A 22660-nucleotide genomic window follows, 5' to 3' on the forward strand; every position below is an offset into this window, starting at 1 on the left:
AACTTCTCCACATCGACCATGGCACAGCGCATCCTGCTGGTGGAAGACGACGAGCGTCTCGCCGCCCTCATCGCCGAATACCTGACCAAGAACGGGTTCGAGGTGGCCATCGAGCCCCGCGGCGACACTGCCGCCGAACGCATTCCCAGGGAAGCCCCGGATCTGGTCGTGCTCGACCTGATGCTGCCCGGCCTGGACGGCTTCGAGGTATGCAAGCAGGTGCGCAGCAAGTTCGACGGCATCCTGCTCATGCTCACCGCCCGGGACGAGGACATGGATCAGATCCTCGGTCTGGAACTGGGGGCCGACGACTTCATCGCCAAGCCGGTGCAGCCCCGGGTGCTGCTCGCCCGCATCCGCGCCCTGCTGCGCCGCGCCCCGGCAGCGGGCGGCGAGGCCGGCGAAGGCAGCGACGAAGTGATCGACATCGCCGACTTCCACATCAGCCAGGCCACCCGCACCGCCCACCTGGCCGGCGAGCCCCTCGACCTGACCACCGCCGAGTTCGACCTGCTCTGGCTGCTGGCCAAGAACGCCGGCTCGGTGCTGTCCCGGGACGACCTGCTGCAGGCCCTGCGCGGCATCGGCTTCGACGGCCTCGACCGTTCCATCGATGCCCGCATCTCGCGGCTGCGGCGCAAGCTCGGCGACGACCCGGACAATCCGGAGCGGATCAAGACGGTGCGCGGCAAGGGCTACCTGTTCAGCAAGGGCTGACCCGCACCGGCGCACCGCCCCTCCCAGCCACGGCGCCCTTTGCGGCGCCGTTTTTTCCTGCTGTAGCGCTTTCGCCCCCACCCGCCATGTCCGCCGCCACTCCCGACGCCAAGCCGAGCAAACCCCGCATCCGCAGCCGCCTGCCGATGCTGCCCCGGGGCCGCTACTCCCTGTCCCGGCTGTTCTTCAACTTCTACCTGTTCGTGATGGGGTCCTTCGTCCTCATCGCCTTCTTCGCCGACATCGTCATCAACACGGCCCTGCAGGGGATCACCGACGACTACGCGCGGCGCTTCATGCGCGGCACCATCCTGCTCATCGAAGAAGAACTGAACCGGCACCCGGCGGCGGAATGGCCGGATACCCTGAAGCGCCTCGACGACAAGTTTTCCTACCGCCTCGCCCTGGTCAAACGCAACCAGATGCGCCTGGCCGAAGCCCAGCTCGACCGGCTCGACAGCGGCGACATCGCCATCGACAACGTCAAGGACGTGATGTACCACCGCCTCACCAAGCACGCCGACCTGGTGCTCGAAGTTGGCCCCCTGTCGCCGGACCGCAACCCGGAGATGAAGCGCACCATTCCCTTGGAACTGCGCATCCGCCTGCTCACCTGGAGCATCATCGGCGTCGGCTTCGGCGTGGTCGCCTGGCTGTGGCTGCGCCCCATCTGGCGCGACCTGGAATCGATCCGCGAGACCGCCAAGTCCCTGGCCGAGGGCGAATTCGCCGCCCGCGCCCCCCTGCCCCGCACCCGCACCTTCGCCCTGCTGGCGCGGACCCTGAATGGCATGGCCGAGCGCATCCAGCGGCTGATCGCCACGCAAAAGGAAATGTCCTCGGCCATCTCCCACGAACTGCGCACCCCTATCGCCCGGCTGCGCTTCGCCCTCGACATGCTCGGCGAAACCGAGGAACGGGCCGAGCGCGAGCGGCTGTGGGCGGGCATGGAAGCCGATCTGGATGAATTGGACACCCTGATCGACTCCAGCCTGACCTACGCCCGCCTGGAGCGGGAACAGCCGGAGCCGGTCCTCGCCCCGGTGACCCTGCGCCCCTGGCTGGAAGACCAGCTCGCCGCAGTGCGCCCCCTGGCCGGCGCCCTGCGCCTGGAGCTCGATGCCGGGCAGCTCGATGAACGGCAGCAGGTCGCCTTCGACCGCAAGGTGATGCCCTTCGCCCTGTCCAACCTGCTGCGCAACGGCGTCAAGTACGCCAAGAGCGGCATCGTCATCCGTCCCGAGCTGGACCCGGCCAGCGGCTGGGTACGATTGCACGTGGACGACGACGGCATCGGCATTCCCGCCGACGAGCGGGAACACATTTTCACCGCCTTCACCCGCCTCGACCGCTCCCGGGACCGGGCCACCGGCGGCTACGGCCTGGGCCTGGCCATCGCCCGCCAGGTGATGGAGGCCCACGGTGGCAGCGCCACCGCCGGCGAATCCCCGGAGGGCGGTGCCCGTCTGACCCTGGCCTGGCCAGGGCTGGCGTACCTGACGACCAAGGACGAATGCGACGGCTGACCTCTGGCAGCCCCGCCCCCTGGCCGGCATGCACCGGTCCCACCGTTACACAGCGTCAAGCTTCCTCACCCACCGTCACCCCGGCAGCAACGAATGCCCATAGATGCCGCCCGGGGCAACGGCCTAGACTGGCTCCTGCCTCGACCAGTTTGCGATTGGAGTCCGTCATGTCCCATACATCCCCTGCCAACCACCGCGGTGCTTCCCCCGCCCTCCCCCTGTGGACGCGGCTGACCCGGGATCTGGGCGACTTTCTCGGACGCCTGCTGTTCCCCGTCGCCCCCCCGGCGCTACGTCCCGTAACGATCCACAGCCAGCGTCAGCACCGTCAGCGCCGGCCGTTCGTCACCCATGGCGAATGGTAAGCCACCAGCCCCGCACCACGCCCCGACTCCCCATGAATGTCACGGCCACGCCGGCACCCGCAACGGTGCCGCTGCGGGCAGCGTAGTTGTCCATGCGTTTCCCCCGTCCTGAACTGCTCGGTATCGCCCTTGGCCTGCTCGCCTGGGAATGGCTCGATACCGGCGAAAACGAAGCGCTCCAAGTGGCCGTCATCGGTGTGGTCACGGCCCTGGCGGTAGTGATGTACCGCAAGTGGAAGGAATGAGCCGAGACGCTGACCTGGGCGTTCTCTAACCCCTTTGTCGTATCGACCTCATCGCCATTTCAACATGGCGTTACCCGCGCCCCGGCGCGGGTTTTTTATGGCCGCGCCGTCCGAGCGGCCCCCCTTACGCCACCACTCCACCCCAACGCACACTTGGTTACATCGGTAGCATCGGACGTTACGCGAGCCGAACCGAACTGCCACAGATTTCGCCGCACGACCGGTCCATACTGCGATGGTGCGTTTCACGCATGCAGACTCCCCCTGAGGCCCGCTCCCCGCGGGCACTTCAAGGCCCGCATCCCCCTGCGGGCTTTTTTTTGTCCAACGCTTTCAAGCCAGCGCGGGGCAACGAAACCACCACCCAGTGCGAGCGCCACAGGGGCGGCAACACAGCGCGATCAGGAGTTTTACCTCCGGTTACAACCCGCGCATTAGGCGTTACGCGAGCCGAACCGAACTGCCACAGATTCCGTGGCGCGACCGGTCCATACTGCGATGGTGCGTTTCACGCATGCAGACTCCCCCTGAGGCCCGCTCCCCGCGGGCATTTAGAGGCCCGCTCCCCCCAGTGGGCCTTTTTTTTCGCCAGCCCGGCCCAAGCCCACCCCCTGCCAGGAGGAACGCCCCGCCCTCACTGCGGCACCCGGGGGGAAATCGCCCATCCAGCCGGTCACGTCACTACACGCGGCCGCTCCCGGGGCAGCAGGATAAAACCGAACAGCGGCACGCCCCCTTCGCTTTGTCGCGCCAGGGCCACCCCGGGCAGGATCAGGGCCAGCCCGGCCAGGTGGAAGCTGTGGAGCGTTTCCCCCAACAAGGGCCAGGCCAGCAGGGCCGCATAGACTGGCACCAGGTACATGGAGGTGCTGGCGCCGGCGGCGCCGGCCACGGCAATCAGGCGGTCATAGAGGAAATAGGCCCCCAGGCTGGGTACCAGGGCCAGAAAGGCCAGGGCGCCATACAGCGCCGGAGCACTGAAGTCCGGGCGGGCCCCGGCCAGTGCTTCACCGGCGGCAAACGGCGTGAGAGCCACGATGCCGCCCAGCATCAGGGCGGCCAGACGAACGTCGCAGGGCATGGCAGGCAAGGGGCAGCGCCGGGACAGCAGGGTGTACAACGCCCAGCCCGCCGCCGCCCCCATCACCCACAGATCACCCCGGCCAAAGGTCAGCTGCACCAGGGCATGGGCCTCGCCCCGGGTCAGGATCACCACTACGCCGGCCAGAGCCATCGCCAGACCGGCGACGCTACGGGGGCGCAGCGGCACGCGCCACAGCAGGGTGTCGAGCAGCACCACCAGAATCGGTGAGGCGGCAAAAATCAGGGCGATATTGGTGGCGCTGGTGGTACGGGCGCCGATGTACTGCGGCGCCACCGCCATCCCCATGCCCAGGGCGCTGAGCAGGAGCAGCCGCGGCAGGGCCGGCCGCAGCCGTGGACGCTCGGCCCACAGTCGACGCGCCACCCAGGGCAAGAGCAGCAGGAACGCCAGGGTCCAGCGCCCCCAGGCCAGGAACAGGGGCGGAATATCCGCCTGCTGGGCCCAGCGCGCCGCCACCATGTTGGCGGCAAACAGGGCCGGTGCAGTGAGGAGTAGCAGGGGTAAAGCGGCCCGGGAGAGCGGCGCACTGGCAGGCGGGGCGACGTGGAGGGCGGGAGAGGAAGCGGCAAGCATGGCGTTGATCCGTCGCAACAGCGCAGGGGAGGACGGAAAAAGTGTAGGGCCGTCCGGGAAAAATAGGCTTTCCATCCTTCCGGTAAAAACGGATCAGCAGAGAATTTTCATCCTTGAATTCAAATCAATTAAGATAAAAATTCTTTTCTCACTCAAAAATCAAGACAATGACCCTAGCCTCGACAGATGCCCGCCTGGACGATTACGACCGCAAGATCCTGCGCGAACTGCGTCGCGACGGGCGCATCAGCAACCAGAAGCTGGCCGAGCGCATCGGCCTCTCCCCCACCCCCTGCTGGAACCGGGTACGCGCCCTGGAAAAGGCCGGGGTGATCACCGACTACGTGGCCATCCTCGACCAGCGCGCCCTGGGCCTGCCGGACACGGTGATCATCGAGGTCACCCTGGACCACCACGACGACAACATGCTGGAGCGCTTCGGCCAGGCCCTCGCCGCCCTGCCGGAAGTGATGGAGGCGTTTCTCGTCACCGGCGAGTACGACTACCTGATCAAGGTGGCGGTAGCCGGGACCGAAGGCTATGAGCGTTTCCTGCGCACCAAGCTGTACAAACTGCCGGGCATCCGCCACAGCCGCTCGACCTTCGCCCTGCGCTGCATGAAGCGGGTTCATTCGGTCGAGCCGTAAACGGCCACGCCCCGCGCAAGGCGGGGCGTGGTGTCGGGGTGAGGAGCGGATCAGCCGCCGGCCTGGGCGGCAGCCCGGGCCACTGCCGGCGACGGCGGTGGATGGCCATCTTCGCCCACGACCCGCACCTCGCGCTGCGGGAAGGGGATTTCCACCTTCATCTCGTTGAAGCGGCGCAGGATCGCCAGATTCACCGCCGAACGCACGCTGCCGGTGCCGGCCTCGGGATCGGCGATCCAGAAGCCCACTTCCAGGTTGATGCCCGAATCGGCAAAGGCAGTCAGGTAGGGGAACGGCGCCGGGTCCTTGAGCACCCGGGGCACCGAGGCCGCCGCTTCGACCAGGGCCGCCATGGCCGCCTCGACATCGGTACCGTAGGCCACCTGGATGGCATTCTTGAGGAACACCCGGGAATCGGTATAGGTCTGGTTCTGCACGATGGTGGTCATCAGCAGCTCGTTGGGCACGATGAACTCGGTGCCGGCCAGGGAGCGCAGCACCGTGTAGCGGGTGGTGATCTGGGTCACCACGCCGCTGGTGTTGGCGTCCAGGGCGATGACGTTGCCCAGGCGGATCGAGCGGTCCATCAGGATGACGAAGCCCGACAGGTAGTTGCTGGCGATGCGCTGCAGCGAAAAGCCCAGACCGACGCCCAGGGCGCCGCCGAAGATGGAGAAGGTGGTGAGATCCACCCCCACCATGGAAATCGCCGCCAGCACCGTCACCACCAGGATCAGGGCCTGGAGGAAGCGGGACATCACCACCCGCACGCTGGAATCGAGCTTCTCGGCCTTCGCCAGGCGCAGTTCCACCAGGTTGCCGGCCCACATGCCCAGGATCAGGGCCATGCCGATGGTGAAGGTGCTGTGCAGGATGTCCCACAGGTTGAAGCGCTGCTTGCCCAAAGCGAAGCTGACCGACTCCAGCCCGGCAATCACGTCGGGCAGCAAGCCGGTGATATGCAGCGCCACCCCGGCCCACACGCAGGTGGCAATCAAGCGCTCCCAGGGCGCCAGGGCGTTGGACTGGTCGAAGGCCTGGCGCAGCACGTAGATGGTCAGGCGCACCGCCACCGCGGCGATCAGCAGGGCCGACACCAGGTTGAGCAGGCTGACGTGCATGTGCGGCTTGAGGAAGAAGCGCGCCACCACCACCAGGAGGTAGGCCGTCAGCGGCAGGGCCACCCGGGTGGCCACCGAGCGCAGGCTCTCCCAGCGCGCCGCATTCCCCTTCATCAGGAAGCGGCGGTAGTGGTGACGCACCAGCCAGCCGACGAACAGGGCCGCCAGCACCGTGGTCAGCTGCCACAGTACCGACGGTTCCTGGATATCGTTGAAGACCTCGCGCAGCAGGCCCGGCAGCATCTCCGGATTCATCGTCGCCCCCCCTTATTCGGCGGCAGCGGCCGTCGCTTCGGCCCGTTCCACGCGGCGTTCGAACACGGCGGCGAAAAAGCCGTCGGTACCGTGGCGCTGGGGCAACAGCTCCAGACGCTCGCCAGCGCCGGCAATGTCGATGCCCTGGCGTGCCAGTGCCTCGGCCGCCGACACCGACACGAAGCCCGGATGGGCGGCGAGGAAGGCGTCGGCCACCTCGTTGTTTTCCGCCGCCAGCAGGCTGCAGGTGGCGTACACCAGGCGGCCGCCCGGCTTCACCAGCTTGGCCGCGGCCGCCAGAATGGCGCCCTGCTTGGCCGCCAGCTCGGCCACGTCACCCTCCCCCTGGCGCCACTTCAGGTCCGGGTTGCGACGCAGGGTGCCAAGGCCCGAGCAGGGAGCATCCACCAACACCCGGTCGAGCTTGCCGGCCAGACGCGAGAGCTTCACGTCCCGCTCGTTGTCGATGCGGATCGGATGGACGTTGGACAGGCCGGAGCGGGCCAGGCGCGGTTTGAGGTTGGCCAGGCGCTTTTCCGACACATCGCAGGCGTAGAGGCGGCCCAGGGACTTCATCTGGGCGCCGAGCATGAGGGTCTTGCCGCCGGCCCCGGCGCACAGGTCCATGACCATCTCGCCACGCTTGGGGGCCACCAGGAAGCCGAGCAGCTGGCTGCCCTCGTCCTGGACTTCGACGCTGCCGTCGATGAACAGGGGATGACGTTGCAGCGCCGGCTTGTCGGCCAGGCGGATGCCCAGGGGCGACAGGGGCGTCGGCTCGGCGGCGATGCCGTCAGCGCGCAGCCGCTCCAGCACCGCGTCGCGCTCGGCCTTGAGGGTATTGACGCGCAGATCCAGGGGCGCGGGCCGATTGAGCGCCGCCGCCAGGGCGTCGGCCTCGCTCTCGCCGAGCTGGGCGGCCAAGCGCGCATTGAGCCAGTCCGGCCAGTCGCGGCGCACCGCGGCGGGCACCTCCGCCTCGCCCTTGGCCGCCTTCAGGGTCGGCAGCCACTCGGCTTCGGCCTTGGTCAGGCCGCTGCCCAGGGCCTCGCTCAGCTCCCGCGTGCTCATGCCGCGGTGACGCAGCAGGGCGGCCAGGATCAGGCGGCGCGGCGTGGCGCCCCCGCCGTCGGCCTGGCAGGCCGCGTCCAGGCTGCGCAGGCGGCGCAACACCAGGAACACGGTCTCGGCGATGAAGCCCCGGTCGTTATGGCCGAGGGTACGGTTCTCACGGAAGTAGCGCGATACCACCGCATCGGCCGGATGGGCGAAGGTCAGCACCTCACCCAACACCATGGCGGTGTGGAACATCAGGCCCGCGGGCAGGCGCGCCCCGTCGGTCTGCTGGGCCGCCGCGTGGCGGCTGGTCGGACGGGTCTCGCCGGCGGAGCGGGCACCCTGACGACGGGCGGCATTGGCGGTCTTGCTGGGATTGGATTTGCGGGTCGGTCGATTCATGGCTGGGCGGGTCCGGTAGTCGGGGCCACCGCGTCGCGGGACGCGGCGTTGGCATTGGGTGGCGCGGGCGGAGTGGCCGGCGCAGCAGGCGCGCTGCTGCGGATGTCCACCGCGAGTTGGTCGTAGCGGTCGCCGCGCCGGTCGGTATAACGCATTTTGACCGGCAGGGCGTAGTAATCGAGGGCCAGCCACAGTTCGATGGGCTCGCTGTCCTCGGTCTTGACGTGGAGTGTACGAAAAGTGCCGGCGGGAATCTCCACGATTTCTTCCCCTTGCACGATGATCAGTTGTTGAGAAATCTTCTTGCCGGTGGCCACCGTCAGGCTATAGGACGGCATCAGGGGAAATCCGGGCAGCCAGGCGAACTGGAAGAACAGGCTGAGAAAATCCTGGGCACCCCGCTCCACGGTGGCATCGCCCTTGGCATAGCTGACCCGGGCGCTGTCCTGGTCGGGAATGCCGGCCTGGACGTCGCCGCCCCAGTCGAAATCGGCCCAGTCCTGGCGCCGCCCATCCCGGGCCGTGAAGAAATGGCGCGGCTTCAGCCCCGCGGCAGTGACGTCGCCCTGGCTTTCCTGGGTGACCTGCACCGGCTTGATCAGCGCCGCCAGGCCGGCGGTTTCGGTCGTCATGGCGGCCCGGTAACGGCGCGGTGTAGCAACACCACTGGCATCGGCCGGCGCCGCCGCGTGGCTCTCCCAGCTGAGCCGGGTGCGGCCCAACTCGAAGCCCGGCTCGCCGCGGAACACCGCATAGCGGATGCGCACCTCGTCCGGCAGGCTGGCCGGAGCCACGGCGTGAAGCGCCGACAGATCCCCTTCCCCTGCCCCCGGCTCGGCGGTGCGTCCCCCATATTCGCGCCCGTTCCCGCCCCCGACGGCGACCGCCGGGACGTCCCCACCGGCGGCCGGCGTGGCCAGCAACGGCCGCGTCGGGCGGGGCAGGCGTCGGGCGGCGCGGCGTTGCGCCCCCGCAGCCCGCGGCCCCGTCACCGGCGGCGCAGGCACGGCGCGAGGGGGAGGCGGCAGCAGTTCGGCGCGCAACGGCGGCTCATGGTCGATCTCGTCGTGCAGCCCGGGCAACTCCAGGTCCGGGCCGAACAGCGCCGCCGTATGCAGGCCTAGGGAGGCGACCAGGGCGATGAGCAGGGCGATGGGCATGGAACACCAGGGGGCGTTGCGCGGCCGGTAGAACGGAAACGGCGCGGACCGTCAGGCCCCGCTCGGCGAATGCAGGACGGCTCCGGACTGGCTGGCGCTACCGGCGACCTGGACGCGGCCATCGACCACGCTCAGGCGCCCGGCGGCAAACCAGGCTACGGCCCGGGGATAGATGCGGTGCTCCTCGGCCAGCACCCGGGCGGACAGGGTCGGCTCGGTGTCGCCATCGAGCACCGGCACGGCGGCCTGCAGAATGATCGGCCCGTGGTCGAGCTTGGCGGTGACGAAGTGCACCGTGCAACCATGGACGCGCACCCCCTCTTCCAGGGCGCGACGATGCGTATGGAGGCCGGGGAAGGAGGGCAGCAGCGAGGGATGGATGTTCATCAGGCGGCCCTCGTAGCGGGACACGAAGCCCGGGGTGAGGATGCGCATGAAGCCGGCCAGCACCACCAGGTCCGGTGCCAGGCTGTCCACTGCCTCGGCCAAGGCCGCGTCGAAGGGCGCGCGCCCGGCCTCGCCGGCGGGAAAATCCTTGTGGTTCACCACCCGGGTGGGGATGCCGCGGGCCTGGGCGGTGGCCAGGCCCGCGGCATCGGGTCGGTTGGAGACCACACCCACCACCCGGGCCGGGTAGTCAGGAGCGTCGCTGGCGGCGAGGATGGCCTCCATGTTGCTGCCCCGTCCGGAAATGAGGACGACGACGGCCAGTTTGTTGCGGGCGGGGGAAAGGGTCGGGGAAGACATGGCTGAGATCGGTGAAACGCGCGGGTGCGCTTGAAAGTAAAAACAAAAGGGCAGCGGGGCGGTGCCGCCCCGCGCTCAGAACTTGACCGGCAGGAAGATGGCGGTGGCCAGGCTGTGGGTCACCCGGGTGACGGCCCGCCCGTTCTTGTCCACCACGATGCGGGCCAGGGTATCGAGCAAGCCGACCGTGCGCCCCACTTCACGCTCGAACGTCAGGTTGCGCACCGGCCCATCGACGTTGGCGTAGAGCAGCGGCTCACCGTTGCCGTCCCGGGCCGAATTGAGCTTCCAGGCCGCCACCTCGACGTTGCGCGCGCAGTTGTAGAGCTTTTGCGCATCGAGGGAATCGAGCAGGTAGAAGGCCTCCTTGTTTTCGAAAGCGCCGTCCACCATGTCCATCAGGCCGCCCATCAGGGCCAGCACCCGGTCGCCGGTGTAATCCTCGCGGAAAGCCAGCAGGGCCGCTTCCCGCTCGCGTCGGCCGCCCAGGGCCTGGCGCGCCGCCGGCAGGTCGAAGACCAGGGCCACCGCCGCTTCCAGGGAAGGCTGGTTGCCCTTGCGCCATTCCCGGGGATTGCGCCGGTAGAGCTTGTCGGTCAGGCGGCGCAGGCTGGCGACCACTTCGGTCCGGTGGATCTCCACCACCCGATCGATATCGGTCTTGGCCAGCAAGGACGGGTCAAAGGTGGTTTCGCGCCGCCCATCCGGCAATTGCCGGGTGGCACAGCCGGCCCCTATGCCCACGGCGGCGAGGAGAAAGCCGCTCCCCAGCGCCAGGAAACAGCGGCGTCGCGGGGGGGAGAAGGGAGCGCAACCCATGCGGCATCATACCTGAGCCCCCCGGACGCACCTACCGGGCGCGACGGGCCGGTTCAGGCGCTGCCGGCGCGGCGATGACGCAGGTATTCCAGCCCGGCCGGAACGAAGGACAGGACGATGATCGCCACGATCACCAGGGACAGGTTGTTCTTGACCAGGGGCAGGTTGCCGAACCAGTAGCCGGCCAGGGTCAGGGACACTACCCAGCCCAGGGCACCGGTCACGTTGAACAGGGTGAAACGGGCGGCGTTCATGCTGCTCACCCCGGCGACGAAGGGCACGAAGGTGCGGAACAGGGGCAGGAAGCGGGACAGCACCACCGCCTTGCCACCGTGGCGTTCGTAGAAGGCGTGGGTCTTGGCCAGGTTCTCGGCATTGAGGAAGCGGCCGCCCCGGGCGAACACCTTGGGGCCGAGCCAACGGCCGATGGCGTAGTTGGCGCTGTTGCCGAGGATGGCGGCCAGGGTCAGGGACACCATCAGGGTCGGCGCATCCATGCCGCCGACGGCGGCCAGAGCCCCGGCGACGAAGAGCAGGGAATCCCCGGGCAGGAAGGGGAACACCACCAACCCGGTCTCGGCGAAGACGATGAAGAACAGGATGGCGTAGATCCAGGGACCGTACTGCTGCACCAGCATGGCCAGGTGCTTGTCCAGGTGCAGGACGATATCGACGAAGGCGGAGAGAAATTCCATCAGGAGGGCGCCCAAGGCGCGGCAACGGTAAAGCCGGCTATTTTACCCGAACGGCCGGCCGCGCCTGTGACAGTACTTACGCCCTGCCCCGCCCAGGCGGGAAGCGAGTCGCAGCCTGGCCGGACGACGCTGACGGGGCCGCAGCGGGGCGCAGCGACCAGGCCCGCCAGAACACCACGGCAGCGCCCCCAGGGCGGAGAACGGCTCAGGTGTGGGACCGCCCCAGTTCGGGCGCCCCTCAGGCGCCGATCACGGCCCGCACCCGGGCCTCGCCGGCAGCAGCCAGGTCGGGGCGCAGGCAGTCGAGGGCCTCGTTGGCCAGGGTGTTGGTCAGCCAGGTGATCTGGCGCTTGGCCAACTGGCGGGTGGCGAAGATGCCCCGGTCGCACAGTTCGCCCGGGGGGATGCGGCCGTCGAGCATGTCCCAGGTCTGGCGGTAGCCGACGCAGCGCATCGACGGCAGGTCCGGGTGCAGGGCGTAGCGCGTGCGCAGGCCTTCCACCTCGCCCACCAGCCCGGCGTCGAGCATCTGGGCGAAGCGCTCGGCGATGCGCTGGTGCAGCACGCCCCGATCCGAAGGCAGCAGGGCCAGGGAGAGAAAACGGTAAGGCGGCGGGGCGGCGGTCTGCTCGGCCAGCAGGGCCGACATGGGCCGGCCGGTGAGGCGCAGGATCTCGATGGCTCGCTGCAAGCGCTGGGAGTCGTTGGGGGCCAACCGGGCCGCCGTGGTCGGGTCGAAGCGGGCCAGCTCGGCGTGCAGCGCCGGCCAACCGTGGGCGGCGGCCTCGGCATCGATGGCGGCACGCAGGGCCGGGTCGGCCTGGGGCAAATCCGACAGCCCTTCGAGCAGGGCCTTGTAGTAGAGCATGGTGCCCCCCACCAGCAGGGGCACCTTGCCCCGGGCGGTGATGGCGGCCATCTCGGCCAGGGCGTCGCTGCGGAAGCGGGCGGCGGAGTAGGCCTCCTCCGGGCTGATCACGTCCACCAGGGCATGGGGGAAGCGGGCCAGGGTTTCGGCGTCCGGCTTGGCCGTGCCGATGTCCATGTCGCGGAAAACCAGGGCCGAATCGACGCTGATCAGTTCCACCGGCAGACGCTCGGCCAGGTGCAGGGCCAGGCCGGTCTTGCCGCTGGCGGTGGGGCCCATCAGCAGGATGGCGGGCGGCAGGGCCTCCGGCCCGTTTGCCGGAGTGGCGGTGTGCGGCGCCATGGGTCAGCGGCCGTGCAGGAAGAAGGCCCCCACCTGCTCGGTGGTGAGCTGGACCCAGGTGGGCCGGCCGTGGTTGCAGCTGCCAGCCCGCTCGGTGGCCTCCATGCGGCGCAGCAGGGCGTTCATCTCCGGCACGGTCATGGGCCGGCGGCCGCGCACCGCGCCGTGGCAGGCGCAGGTGGCGAGCAGCTCGTTGCGCCAGGCCTCCAGCTCCCGGCCGGCACCGTGGTCGCCGGCCTGGCCCAGGGCGTCGAGCACCGCCCGCACCAGCTCCGCCGGGTTGGCCCGGCCGAGCAGCACCGGCACGGCCCGCACCGCCACTTCGCCGGGGCCGGCGGGAGACAGCTCGAAGCCGAAGCCGGCCAGTTCCTCCTGATGCTCCTCGGCGGCTGCCACCAGCAGCGGGTCGGCGCGCACCACCACGGGAATCAACAGGGGCTGGGAGGCCACCTGGCGGCCGTCGAAGGCGGCCTTCAATTCTTCATAGAGCACCCGCTCGTGGGCGGCGTGCTGATCGACGATCACCAGGCCCTGGGCGTTCTGGGCCAGGATGAACATGTCCTGGAGCTGGGCCATGGCGTAGCCCAGGGGCGGCGGGGCGTTGTCGGCGGCGGCCGGCATGCTGGCTGAGGCCGCCCCCCCGGCGCGGGGGGCGCCGGCCAGGGCCGCAGCCGCCAGGTTGGCCATTCCCTCGCCCCCGGCGGTGGCCAGTGCGGACGGGCCGTCAGCCGGCAGTGGCGATGCGGCGGCGACGCTCCCTGCCTCGCCCTCCCCTGCCCGCCCAGCGGGCGGAACGGCCGCCAGCGCCGCCGAGGCGGCATCGGGCCGCGCCTCGCCGCGGGCCGAGGCCTGGGCCGCATCTGTGCCCTCCTCGGCGCTGACGTAGAGCGCCTCGGTGGAGAGGCCCGAAGCGCCAATATCCACGCGGGTTTCCTGGGCGGCATGGACGAAGGCCAGGTAGGACGCGGCTTGCGCCGGGGTCGGCCGGGAGGCCCAGTCCTGGCGCGGGGTTTGGCCCGAGGGTTGCCCCACGGTACCGGCGGGCCGGGGCACATAGGCGGGAGGCGCCGGCTCGCGGATGCCCAGTGCGCCCTGTTGCGGTGCCGGCGCAGCGGGCACCGCCGGCGCCACGGGGGGCCGGGGCGCATAGGCGGCGCCGCCCTGGGCGGCGGCCTGCACGGCGGCCTGGGCGATGGGGGTGGCCAGGGCCTGGCGCAGGGCGTGGAAGACGAACTGGTGCACCGCCCGGCTGTCGCGGAAGCGTACCTCGGTCTTGGCCGGATGCACGTTCACGTCCACCGCCGCCGGGTCGATGTCGAGAAAGACGCACCAGGAGGGCTGGCGGCTGCCGTGCAGGATGTCCCGGTAGGCCTCGCGCAGGGCGTGCTGCAGCAGCTTATCGCGCACGTAGCGGCCGTTAACGAAGCAGTACTGGACCTCCTTGGTCCCATCCACAGCGGTGGGGCGCAGGGCCAGGCCGGTGACGCGCAGGGCGCCGGCGTCCGCATCCACCTCCACCGACTCGGTGAGGAAGGCAGCGCCGAGCAGGTCGGCGATACGCTGCTTGGGCTCGCCCCGGGCCAGGCGCAGGATCTCGCGGCCGTCCCGGGTGACGGTGAAGGCCACGTCGGCGTGGGACAGGGCGACCCGCTTGACCGCTTCCAGGCAGTGGGCGGCCTCGGTAGCGGCGGCCTTGAGGAATTTCCGCCGCGCCGGGGTGTTGTAGTAGAGGTCGCGCATCTCCACCACGGTGCCGGCCAGAAGCGCCGCCGGCTCGGCCTCGCCGGCCGCGTCGGTCAATTTCCAGGCGTGGGGGGCGCTGCGCTCCCGGGAGGTGAGGGTCAGGCGCGACACCGCCGCCACCGAGGCCAGGGCCTCGCCGCGAAAGCCCAGGGTGGCGACCCGTTCCAGGTCGAGCAGGTTGGCGATCTTGCTGGTGGCGTGGCGGGTCAGGGCCAGGGGCAACTCGTCCTTGGGTATGCCGCCGCCGTCGTCAGTGACCCGGATCAGGGCCACGCCGCCTTCTTCCAGGTCGATGCGCAGGGCGGTGCTGCCCGCGTCCAGGGCGTTTTCCAGCAGCTCTTTCAGCACCGAGGCGGGGCGTTCCACCACTTCGCCGGCGGCGATCTGGCTGATGAGGAGGTCGGGCAGGGGGCGGATCGGATTGCGCATGGGGCGGATTATACGTGGGCCACTCCGGCACGCCCCGGAGGCGAGGACGGAAAGGATGGCGGGAGAAAGAGGCGCAGAAAGGCGCCGCCCCATGCTGACAGCTGTAACAGGGCGGTGGCACACTGCGCATTCCCCACATTTCCCGCCATATAACAAAACATGAATGTGTTCGCTGCGGCCCGTATCGGCCAACGACTCGCCCTCGGCTTCGCCGCCGTGCTGGTCCTCTTCCTGATCACCAACGGCCTGGGCCTGTGGCAATTGCAGAAAGTGGCGGAATCGACCCGGGCGATGATGGAGGTCCCCCTGCAGAAGGAGCGCCTGACCAGCGACTGGAACCGCAACATCACCGCCGGGGTGGCCCGCACCACCGCCATCGCCAAGAGCAGCGACCCGGCCCTGGCCCAGTTCTTCGCCGAGGCCGCCGCCCAATCGACCAAGCAGTCGAGCGAATACCAGAAGGCCATCGAGGCCCTGCTCTCCAGCGACGCCGAAAAGGCCCTGTTCGCCGAGGTGGGCGAAGCGCGCAAGGTGTACCTGTCGTCCCGGGACGCCATCATGAAGGCCAAGAAGGAAGGCCAGGTGGAGGAAGCCAACCAGATCCTGGAATCCACCTTCGTGCCCGGTTCCAAGCGTTTCCTGGAAAAGGTCCAGGCCCTCACCGACATGCAGCGCCAGACCATCGACGCCACCGCCCGCCAGGTGGAAGAGGCCAACGCCCGGGGCCAGCAGATGGTGATGATCATGGCCGCCCTGGCGATCGCCCTCGGCGTGACCGTCTCCTGGCTGATCTCGCGCAGCATCCGCGGCCCCCTCGACGAGACCGTGGCCGCCCTGGAGCGGGTCGCCGCCGGCGACCTGACCGTGAGCCTGCGCGCCCACCCGAGCCACCAGGATGAAATCTCCCGGCTACAGCGCGCCACCGCCACCATGGTGCGCGAGCTGTCCGGGCTGCTGCGCGACCTGAAGGGCCAGTCCGGCCAGTTGTCGGACGCCGCCACCACCCTGTCCGGCGCTTCCCACCAGGTCAAGCAGGGCTCGGAGCACCAGTCCGAAGCCACCGCCTCGATGGCCGCCGCCCTGGAAGAAATGAGCACCAGCATCAACCACGTCGCCGACCTGAGCCGCGACGCCCAGCAGATCTCCAGCGCCTCCGGCCAGCAGGCCCGGGACGGTGCCGACACCATCCACCGCATGATGGACGACATCGGTCGCATCGCCGACAGCATCCAGGAAGCCGCCGGCACCGCCGCCGACCTGGGCGCCTCGTCGGAGCGCATCTCCGGCATCACCCAGGTGATCAAGGACGTGGCCGACCAGACCAACCTGCTCGCCCTCAACGCCGCCATCGAAGCCGCCCGGGCCGGCGAAGCAGGCCGTGGCTTCGCCGTGGTGGCCGACGAAGTGCGCCAGCTGGCGGAAAAGACTCGCCAGTCGGCCCTGGAAATCGCCGACATGATCACCTCCATCCAGCACGGTGCCAAAACCATGGCGGCCCAGATGGAAGTCTCGGTGCAGCGCGTCGGCGAAGGCCGGGCCATGGCCGCCGCCGCCGGCGAGGCCATCCACGGCATCAACGACGGCACCGAGCGGGTCGTCGGGGTAATCGACGACGTGTCCACCGCCCTCAAGGAACAGGCCGCCGCCAGCCAGGAAATCGCCGGCCGGGTCGAGAACATCGTGCAGATGATCGAGGAGAACAACGTCTCCATGGGCGCCGTGGCCGACACCGCCGGCAGCCTGGACGCCCTGGCCGCCCAACTCAAGCGCGACGTGGAGCGTTTCCGCATCGCCGGCTGAGCCGGACGGCGGTACGCCCCAACGACAAAGGCCCCCGGATGGGGGCCTTTGTCGTTATTGCGGCCGATGACGTGTGGAGGGCATTAGGCAAACCCCGCGCCAGTACTTGATCTTGGCGATGCATGCCTGGAAACCCTCGGCAATGCTTGCGTCTAGAGAACGCACCTTGGAGCGCCTTAATCCACGCGCCTTTCCGGGCACCCCATCATGCAACCCTCCTGGCACCTGGCCAGGCCGGCGCCAAGTCGCCAGCACGGCATCCGGGAATCCGCGGCCCGCTCACCAGCGCGCACGCACCTCGGCGGACCAGCGCATCGCCACCACTTCGCCGTCCCGGCTCAGGGCGTGGCAGCCGTCCACCAGGGGCGGTTTTTCCTCGCCGGAGAGGCCCTGACCGGCGGCTTCGCGGCGCTCGGCCAGGAGCGGCCAGATGGTCTGGAAGGCGGTGGTGGCCACCGGGCCGAGCAGTTCGGTGAGATGGGTGCAGCCCTTCACCCCCGCGAACATCTCCTTCACCCGGCGGGTGAAGCCCGGGCCGATGCGCAGGCCGATCAGGCCGTCGTAGGCCGCATTGACCTCGCGGCACACCCGGTAGGGGCTTTGTTCGGTCAGGGCCTGGGCGTCGCGGATCACCAGCTCGTCGTCCACGGTGAGGCGCAGGGTCATGCGATGGATGCCCTCCCCTGCCGGGATATGGCCCCGGTGCACGGTGTGGAAGGGGTAGGTCTTGGTGTCGAGCAGGCTGCCCTCGATCTCCCACAGGCCGTCCTCTCGCTCGTAGCCGCGGCACACCACTTCCCGGGTATGGGTCAGGCGGCGCGGCACGTCCCGAGGGGGGCGGGCAAGGGATGCGGGGGCCGCGGCAACGGGGGCGGCGGCGGTGCTGGAAGTGTCGGATTCGGCCACCTGGGCGGCCAATTCCGGGGTGAAGCGAACCTTAGAATCCATGAAAACTCCCGAAGGCGGCGACCGGCTCGCGCTCGCTGACCAGCCGGTTAGCCGGCTCGTCCGGGTCCGGCAGGCCCAGGGCCATGGCACAGACCACGATCTGGTCGTCGGGGATGGCCAGGTGCTGGCGCAGGATGCGGTGGTAACGGGCGAAGGCCTGCTGTGGGCAGGTCTCCAGGCCGTAGGCGCGGGCGGCGAGCATGACGTTCTGCATGAACATGCCCAGGTCGATCCAGCTGCCCACCGACAGGTCCCGGTCCAGGGTGAATACCAGGCCCACCGGGGCACCGAAGAAGCTGAAGTTGCGGCCGCGCTGGCGGTGCATCTTGTCGTTCTCGCCCCGGGCGATGCCGACGGCGCCGTAAAGCGCCCAGCCCAGGTCGCGACGCCGCGTGAGGTAGGGATCGCGCCACTTTTCCGGGTAATAGCGGTACTCGTCCCGGTGCGGCTCCCCTGCCGCCGGGTCGGCGGCTTCGGCGTCATGGGCGGCGAGCACCTCGCGACAGATGGCGTCGCGCACCGGGCCAGCGCAGACGTGCACTTTCCAGGGCTGGATGTTGGAGCCGCTCGGCGCCCGGCTGGCCACCGCCAGGATGGCCTCGACCGTTTCCCGGGGCACCGGGGTAGGCAAAAAGCCGCGCACGCTGCGCCGCTCCAGGATGGTGGTGAGGACGGACTGGGCCGGGGCCGGAACGGCGGACAGGTCGATGCCGGCCAGAACGGCGGCCGGGGCGCGGGGATCGCCCATGGGAACTCCTTGTTTCTGCAATGGGGAAACGACGTGTAGTGTTTTTATGCGGCCGCTCAGGAACGGAAGCGTTCCGGATCGATGCCGTGGCGGTGGAGTTTGTCGTAGAGGGTCTTCTTCGGCAACTGCAAGCGCTCGGCGGCCCGGGCCACCTGGCCGCCGCACTCCTTGAGGGCGGCCTCGATGCAGGCCTTTTCCACCGCGTCCAGGCGCGCCGCCAGGCTCTCGCCAGGGGCCGCCGGGGGCAGGGCCGGAGCGGCCGCGGCGGTCATGGCGTGGGGCGCGGCGGCGGCCGGCAGGGGTGTTTCCAGGCCGAGCACCACCCGGTCGGCGATGTTCTTCAGTTCGCGCACGTTGCCCGGCCAGTCGTAGGCCTGCCAGCGGGCCAGCTGCTCGGGGCTGGGCGCCGGCACCGGACGACCGTAGCGCTGGGCCGCCTGGCGGCAGAAGTGGGCCATCAGCAGGGGAATGTCCTCGCGCCGCTCGCGCAGGGGCGCCAGGTCGAGGGTCACCACGTTGAGCCGGTAATACAGGTCGGCGCGGAAGCGTCCGGCGTCGCTCTCGGCCTTGAGGTCGGCCTTGGAGGCGGCCACCACCCGGCAATCCACCGGGAACAGGGTGTTGCCGCCGAGGCGTTCCACCACCCGCTCCTGGAGCACCCGCAGCAGCTTGACCTGAAGCGCCAGGGGCATGGATTCGATCTCGTCGAGGAACAGGGTGCCGCCCTGGGCGAACTCGATCTTGCCGATGCGCCGCTTGCCCGCCCCGGTGAAGGCGCCGGCCTCGTGACCGAAGATCTCGCTCTCGAACACCGATTCGGGCAGGGCGCCGCAGTTGAGCGCCACGAACGGCCCCTTGCGCCCGCTGGCGGCGTGCAGGGCCCGGGCCACCACCTCCTTGCCGGCGCCAGTTTCGCCGTTGATCAGCACGTCCACGTCGGTGGGGGCCACCGCTTCGAGCAAGCGGCGCACCTGCTGCATGGCCGGGGACTGGCCGATCAGGCCGGCCAGGGGATGGTTGTCCTGGTCGGCCAGGCGCTCCTTCAGGCGCCGGTTTTCCAGGATCAGGGCACGCTTGTCCAGGGCGCGGCGGGCCGAATCCACCAGGCGGTCGGAGGAAAAGGGCTTCTCGATGAAGTCGTAGGCGCCCTCGCGCATCGCCTCCACCGCCATGGCCACGTCGCCATGGCCGGTGACCAGGATCACCGGCAGGTCCGGGTCGCGCTGGCGCAGCTCGGTCATCAGCGACAGGCCGTCGCGACCGGGCAGGCGCACGTCGCTGATCACCACCCCGACGCTGCGCGCCGAGGGGGCGACGACCAGGGCGTTCAGGGCCGATTCGGCATCGGCGAAGCTTTGCACCGGCAGATCGGCCAGGGCCAAGGCCTGTTCGGACCCGTGGCGCACCACCGGGTCGTCCTCGACGAGAAACACCGACAGAGGGGCGGCAGGGTCGGCATGCACGGATAGGGCGCTCATGCGGCGGGCAACTCCAGGATGAATTCGGCGCCGCCCTCGGGGCGGTTGCGCGCCGCCAGGGTGCCGCCGAAGCTTTCGGCAATGGTCAGGGAGATCGACAGCCCCAGGCCCAGCCCATCGCCCACCGGCTTGGTGGTGAAGAAGGGCTCGAACAACTGGGGCAGCACCTCGGGCGGAATTCCGGGGCCCTGGTCGGCGATGACGATACGCACCAGGCTGACGCCGGTGCTGCCCCGGGGCTCGCCGCCCTCGTCCTCGGGATCATGGTAGGCCGGCACGCGGCTGACGCTGACCAGCAGGCGCCGCCCGCCCGGGCGCTGGGGGTCGCCGGCGTCCACCTCGGCCACGGCATCGAGGCCGTTGCGCAGCAGGTTCACCAGCACCTGTTCCAGGCGTACCGGGTCGGCCAACACCTGGGGGGACGGCTCGGGCAGGGCCAGGGCGATGGTGGCATCGAGCTCGCGGCGGCGCAGTTCGACGATGAACAGGGCGTGGTCGAGAGCCTCGCGCACCGACACCGGCGCCAGCTCGCTCTGGCCCCGCCGGGCGAAGGCCTTCAGTTCGCCGACGATGCGCCCCATGCGCCCGGCCAGCTGGCTGATCAGGCGCAGGTTGTCCACCGCCCCCTCGGGCTTGCCCCGCTGCAAAAAGGCCACGGCATTGTCCGACAGGGTGTTGAGGGCGGCCAGGGGCTGGTTCAGTTCATGGGTGATGCCCGCCGCCATCTGACCCAGGGCCGCCAACCGGCCGGCCTGGAGCGCCCGATCCTGGGTGGCGCGCAGGATGCGCTCGGCATCGGCCTGGGCCTCCAGCTGCTCTTCGAGGCGGGCGTTGGTGGCGGTGAGCAGGGCGGTGCGCTCGGCCACCTTGGCCTCCAGCTCGGCGTTCACCCGGGCCAGCTCGGCCCGGGCGGCGCGGCGCTCCTGCAGGCGCGAATGGCGCTGCCGGGCGAAGAAGCCCAGGGCGAGCAGAAAGGCCGTGGCAAAGCCCAGGGCAGTGGCCTGGGCGGCCGCCAGGCCGTAGGCGCTGGCTAGGTCGGAAAAGAGCACCAGGCGCCAACCCAGGGGGCCCACCGGCAGGGTCTGCATCAGGGCCTCGTGGCGGCCGCCGCCGTTGTCCCACAGGGTGATCGGCCGGACCGGATCGGCAAAGCTCAGGGCCGCACTGGCCTTCACCGGCAGCAGGGGATAGGGGCCGTACTGGCGGGTTTCGTGCAGTTCGGCTTCCACCGCCGGGGGCAGAGGCGCCAAGGAACGGTAGCGCCAGTCGGGCAGGCTGGCGAGGAACAGCACGCCGTGGGCGTCGGCCAGGTTGAGGGCGTCGCCGCTCTCGCGCCAGGCGGTCTCGAAAGCGGCCAGGCTGACCTTGACCACTACCACGCCGCGGATCGTGCCGTTCTGCTGTACCGGCGCGGAAATGAAATAGCCCGGATCGCCGGTGGTGGCGCCGACGCCGTAGAAGCGGCCGGGACGCCCTTCCATGGCTTCGGTGAAATAGGGGCGGAAGGTGTAGTGCTGGCCGATGAAGCTCTGGGAGGTGGCCCAGTTGCTCGCCGCCAGGGTCAAGCCGGCGGCGTCGGTCAGGTAGGCGGCGGTGACGCCGGCACGGCCCTGGACCAGCTCCAGGTAGCGGTTGACCGTATCGACCCGGCCCGGGTCGTTGGGGTGGTCGAGCAGGTCGTGGAGGCGGTGGTCCTGGGCCAGCACGAAAGGCAGGGTCTCGTGGCGGGCCAGGGCGTTTTCCAGGCTGACGCCGTAGGCCCCCAGGCGCTGGGCGTTGGTGTGGGCCAGCTGGGCCACCTGCCAGCCGGACAGCAGGCGGTAGCTGCCCAGGCCCACGGCCAGGCAGGCCAGGGCGGCGAGCAGCCCGGCCAGGGTGCTGTTACTGACGAAAAAGTACCTCCCCGGCGCGGAGCCGCGGCCGGAGAGGAAAGGGGGTAGTTGAAAACGGGGGATCAAGGGACGAGCCAGCGGAATGGAGGGCGGACGCACGGCGGGGCGTGGGCCCGGCAGCGCCGCAGCAGTGCCGGGCCAGGCCGGCGGAGCGGAGATTTTACCGCCCCGGCCCGGCCCGCCGTCAGTCCACCGCGGCCAGCTTCAGCTCATCGGCGGCGTGGCGCTGCTGCTCTTCCATCACCAGGCGGCCCAGTTCGCGCTTGAGCTCATTGAAGGCCGGCGCGGCCGGGTCCCGGGGGCGGGGAATGTCCACCCACTGGTCGCGCTTGATGGTGCCGGGCCGGTAGGTCATGACCACGATGCGGTCGGCCAGGTAGATCGATTCCTCGATCGAGTGGGTGACGAACAGGATGGTCTTGCCGAACTCCTTCCAGATGCGCAGCAGCTCGTCCTGCAGGTTGCGCCGGGTCAGGGCGTCCAGGGCGCCGAAGGGCTCGTCCATGAGCATGATCGGCGAATCCAGGGCCAGCACCCGGGCGATGGCCACCCGCTGGCGCATGCCGCCGGACAGGTCCTTGGGGAAGCGGTTGCGGAAGTCCTTGAGGCTCAGGGTGTCGAGCAGGCTTTCCACCTTGGCGGCGATCTCGGCCTTGCCCAGGCCCTTCACCTCCAGACCGAAGGCGATGTTCTGGGCCACGGTCATCCAGGGGAACAGGGCGTATTCCTGGAACACCATGCCCCGCTCCGGCCCGGGGCCGGTAACGGTGGCCCCGGCGGCGGTAATCGAACCGCTGCTCGGCAGGGAAAAGCCGGCCACGGCGTTGAGCAGGGTGGATTTGCCGCAGCCCGAGGGGCCGAGCAGGCAGACGAACTCACCGGGGTTGATGGTGAGGTTGATGTCCTTGAGGGCGATGACGTCTTTTTCCGGGGTGCGGAAAACCTTGTTCACGCCGCTGACGATGATTTGGCTGGACAT

At 69.7% G+C, this 22660-nt stretch carries 20 protein-coding genes; 6 read left to right on the top strand and 14 right to left on the bottom strand.

Translation table 11 applies throughout. The features are described from left to right. The first annotated feature begins 18 nt into the window (after positions 1-18). From OTERR_RS11945 to OTERR_RS16065, 4 genes are all read left to right on the top strand, one after another. Entirely contained in the window at positions 19-717 is a 699-nt protein-coding gene (locus OTERR_RS11945; protein ID WP_054621241.1) for a winged helix-turn-helix domain-containing protein, read from the top strand. Between the two features lie 86 nt (positions 718-803). Then, entirely contained in the window at positions 804-2243 is a 1440-nt protein-coding gene (locus tag OTERR_RS11950; RefSeq protein ID WP_149425891.1) for an ATP-binding protein, read from the top strand. A gap of 167 nt (positions 2244-2410) precedes the next feature. After that, entirely contained in the window at positions 2411-2608 is a 198-nt protein-coding gene (locus tag OTERR_RS11955) for a hypothetical protein (RefSeq protein ID WP_149425892.1), read from the top strand. Positions 2609-2700: 92 nt separating this feature from the next. Next, positions 2701-2853, top strand: a complete 153-nt coding sequence (locus tag OTERR_RS16065; RefSeq protein WP_156313384.1) for a hypothetical protein — start codon at positions 2701-2703, stop codon at positions 2851-2853. A 673-nt stretch (positions 2854-3526) separates the two neighbouring features. Here OTERR_RS16065 and OTERR_RS11960 read toward each other — a convergent pair. Next, positions 3527-4531: a DMT family transporter gene (locus OTERR_RS11960; protein ID WP_149425893.1), complete on the bottom strand. Its 1005-nt coding sequence runs from the start codon at positions 4529-4531 to the stop codon at positions 3527-3529. Between the two features lie 167 nt (positions 4532-4698). Here OTERR_RS11960 and OTERR_RS11965 point away from each other — a divergent pair, with 167 nt between their 5' ends. Beyond that, the gene (locus OTERR_RS11965) at positions 4699-5178 is read left to right on the top strand and encodes an Lrp/AsnC family transcriptional regulator (protein WP_054621242.1); all 480 of its coding nucleotides are present in this window, start codon (positions 4699-4701) and stop codon (positions 5176-5178) included. Between the two features lie 50 nt (positions 5179-5228). Here the strand turns inward: OTERR_RS11965 and OTERR_RS11970 are convergent, their stop codons facing one another. The 8 genes from OTERR_RS11970 to mutL all read right to left on the bottom strand — a co-directional run bounded on the left by OTERR_RS11970 (position 5229) and on the right by mutL (position 14815). Then, complete coding sequence (locus OTERR_RS11970) at positions 5229-6554, bottom strand: mechanosensitive ion channel family protein (protein ID WP_149425894.1); 1326 nt, start codon at positions 6552-6554, stop codon at positions 5229-5231. Between the two features lie 12 nt (positions 6555-6566). Continuing rightward, a complete protein-coding gene (locus tag OTERR_RS11975) occupies positions 6567-8012 on the bottom strand; it encodes an RsmB/NOP family class I SAM-dependent RNA methyltransferase (protein WP_149425895.1) in 1446 nt (481 codons plus the stop codon). Then, a complete protein-coding gene (locus OTERR_RS11980) occupies positions 8009-9172 on the bottom strand; it encodes a DUF3108 domain-containing protein (protein WP_187775232.1) in 1164 nt (387 codons plus the stop codon). Before OTERR_RS11980 ends, OTERR_RS11975 begins: the two co-directional genes overlap by 4 nt. 51 nt (positions 9173-9223) lie before the next feature. Beyond that, a complete protein-coding gene (purN, locus tag OTERR_RS11985; RefSeq protein ID WP_149425897.1) occupies positions 9224-9919 on the bottom strand; it encodes a phosphoribosylglycinamide formyltransferase in 696 nt (231 codons plus the stop codon). 75 nt (positions 9920-9994) lie between these two features. After that, positions 9995-10738 carry a hypothetical protein gene (locus tag OTERR_RS11990; RefSeq protein WP_246154157.1) on the bottom strand — a complete coding sequence of 248 codons (744 nt, stop codon included), beginning with the start codon at positions 10736-10738 and terminating at the stop codon, positions 9995-9997. Positions 10739-10791: 53 nt separating this feature from the next. Beyond that, positions 10792-11433: a DedA family protein gene (locus OTERR_RS11995; RefSeq protein ID WP_149425898.1), complete on the bottom strand. Its 642-nt coding sequence runs from the start codon at positions 11431-11433 to the stop codon at positions 10792-10794. Positions 11434-11671: 238 nt separating this feature from the next. Then, complete coding sequence (gene miaA, locus OTERR_RS12000; protein WP_149425899.1) at positions 11672-12643, bottom strand: tRNA (adenosine(37)-N6)-dimethylallyltransferase MiaA; 972 nt, start codon at positions 12641-12643, stop codon at positions 11672-11674. A gap of 3 nt (positions 12644-12646) precedes the next feature. Then, complete coding sequence (gene mutL / locus OTERR_RS12005; RefSeq protein WP_149425900.1) at positions 12647-14815, bottom strand: DNA mismatch repair endonuclease MutL; 2169 nt, start codon at positions 14813-14815, stop codon at positions 12647-12649. Between the two features lie 159 nt (positions 14816-14974). Between mutL and OTERR_RS12010 the strand changes: the two genes are divergently transcribed. Further along, the gene (locus OTERR_RS12010) at positions 14975-16615 is read left to right on the top strand and encodes a methyl-accepting chemotaxis protein (protein ID WP_149425901.1); all 1641 of its coding nucleotides are present in this window, start codon (positions 14975-14977) and stop codon (positions 16613-16615) included. 279 nt (positions 16616-16894) lie between these two features. Here the strand turns inward: OTERR_RS12010 and OTERR_RS12015 are convergent, their stop codons facing one another. The 5 genes from OTERR_RS12015 to OTERR_RS12035 all read right to left on the bottom strand — a co-directional run bounded on the left by OTERR_RS12015 (position 16895) and on the right by OTERR_RS12035 (position 22660). Continuing rightward, positions 16895-17563, bottom strand: coding sequence for a DUF2889 domain-containing protein (locus OTERR_RS12015; RefSeq protein ID WP_149425902.1), 669 nt, complete (start codon positions 17561-17563; stop codon positions 16895-16897). Further along, positions 17553-18311, bottom strand: a complete 759-nt coding sequence (locus tag OTERR_RS12020) for a nitroreductase (protein WP_149425903.1) — start codon at positions 18309-18311, stop codon at positions 17553-17555. The genes OTERR_RS12015 and OTERR_RS12020 overlap by 11 nt, the downstream gene beginning before the upstream one ends. Positions 18312-18367: 56 nt before the next feature. After that, positions 18368-19789 carry a sigma-54-dependent transcriptional regulator gene (locus OTERR_RS12025; protein ID WP_149425904.1) on the bottom strand — a complete coding sequence of 474 codons (1422 nt, stop codon included), beginning with the start codon at positions 19787-19789 and terminating at the stop codon, positions 18368-18370. Beyond that, positions 19786-21747, bottom strand: a complete 1962-nt coding sequence (locus OTERR_RS12030; RefSeq protein ID WP_246154160.1) for a sensor histidine kinase — start codon at positions 21745-21747, stop codon at positions 19786-19788. Before OTERR_RS12030 ends, OTERR_RS12025 begins: the two co-directional genes overlap by 4 nt. Before the next feature lie 118 nt (positions 21748-21865). Next, positions 21866-22660 carry an ABC transporter ATP-binding protein gene (locus OTERR_RS12035; RefSeq protein WP_054621252.1) on the bottom strand — a complete coding sequence of 265 codons (795 nt, stop codon included), beginning with the start codon at positions 22658-22660 and terminating at the stop codon, positions 21866-21868.

Source organism: Oryzomicrobium terrae (assembly GCF_008274805.1).
GTDB lineage: Bacteria > Pseudomonadota > Gammaproteobacteria > Burkholderiales > Rhodocyclaceae > Oryzomicrobium > Oryzomicrobium terrae.

Coding starts and splice junctions, on each gene's coding strand:
- OTERR_RS11950 (WP_149425891.1), top strand. CDS start 804: ATGTCCGCCGCCACTCCCGACGCCAAGCCGAGCAAACCCCGCATCCGC.
- OTERR_RS12025 (WP_149425904.1), bottom strand. CDS start 19,789: ATGAGCGCCCTATCCGTGCATGCCGACCCTGCCGCCCCTCTGTCGGTG.
- OTERR_RS12020 (WP_149425903.1), bottom strand. CDS start 18,311: ATGGGCGATCCCCGCGCCCCGGCCGCCGTTCTGGCCGGCATCGACCTG.
- miaA (WP_149425899.1), bottom strand. CDS start 12,643: ATGGCGCCGCACACCGCCACTCCGGCAAACGGGCCGGAGGCCCTGCCG.
- OTERR_RS11970 (WP_149425894.1), bottom strand. CDS start 6,554: ATGAATCCGGAGATGCTGCCGGGCCTGCTGCGCGAGGTCTTCAACGAT.
- mutL (WP_149425900.1), bottom strand. CDS start 14,815: ATGCGCAATCCGATCCGCCCCCTGCCCGACCTCCTCATCAGCCAGATC.
- purN (WP_149425897.1), bottom strand. CDS start 9,919: ATGTCTTCCCCGACCCTTTCCCCCGCCCGCAACAAACTGGCCGTCGTC.
- OTERR_RS11995 (WP_149425898.1), bottom strand. CDS start 11,433: ATGGAATTTCTCTCCGCCTTCGTCGATATCGTCCTGCACCTGGACAAG.
- OTERR_RS11990 (WP_246154157.1), bottom strand. CDS start 10,738: ATGGGTTGCGCTCCCTTCTCCCCCCCGCGACGCCGCTGTTTCCTGGCG.
- OTERR_RS12015 (WP_149425902.1), bottom strand. CDS start 17,563: ATGGATTCTAAGGTTCGCTTCACCCCGGAATTGGCCGCCCAGGTGGCC.
- OTERR_RS11965 (WP_054621242.1), top strand. CDS start 4,699: ATGACCCTAGCCTCGACAGATGCCCGCCTGGACGATTACGACCGCAAG.
- OTERR_RS12035 (WP_054621252.1), bottom strand. CDS start 22,660: ATGTCCAGCCAAATCATCGTCAGCGGCGTGAACAAGGTTTTCCGCACC.
- OTERR_RS11955 (WP_149425892.1), top strand. CDS start 2,411: ATGTCCCATACATCCCCTGCCAACCACCGCGGTGCTTCCCCCGCCCTC.
- OTERR_RS11960 (WP_149425893.1), bottom strand. CDS start 4,531: ATGCTTGCCGCTTCCTCTCCCGCCCTCCACGTCGCCCCGCCTGCCAGT.
- OTERR_RS11945 (WP_054621241.1), top strand. CDS start 19: ATGGCACAGCGCATCCTGCTGGTGGAAGACGACGAGCGTCTCGCCGCC.
- OTERR_RS16065 (WP_156313384.1), top strand. CDS start 2,701: ATGCGTTTCCCCCGTCCTGAACTGCTCGGTATCGCCCTTGGCCTGCTC.
- OTERR_RS11980 (WP_187775232.1), bottom strand. CDS start 9,172: ATGCCCATCGCCCTGCTCATCGCCCTGGTCGCCTCCCTAGGCCTGCAT.
- OTERR_RS12010 (WP_149425901.1), top strand. CDS start 14,975: ATGAATGTGTTCGCTGCGGCCCGTATCGGCCAACGACTCGCCCTCGGC.
- OTERR_RS11975 (WP_149425895.1), bottom strand. CDS start 8,012: ATGAATCGACCGACCCGCAAATCCAATCCCAGCAAGACCGCCAATGCC.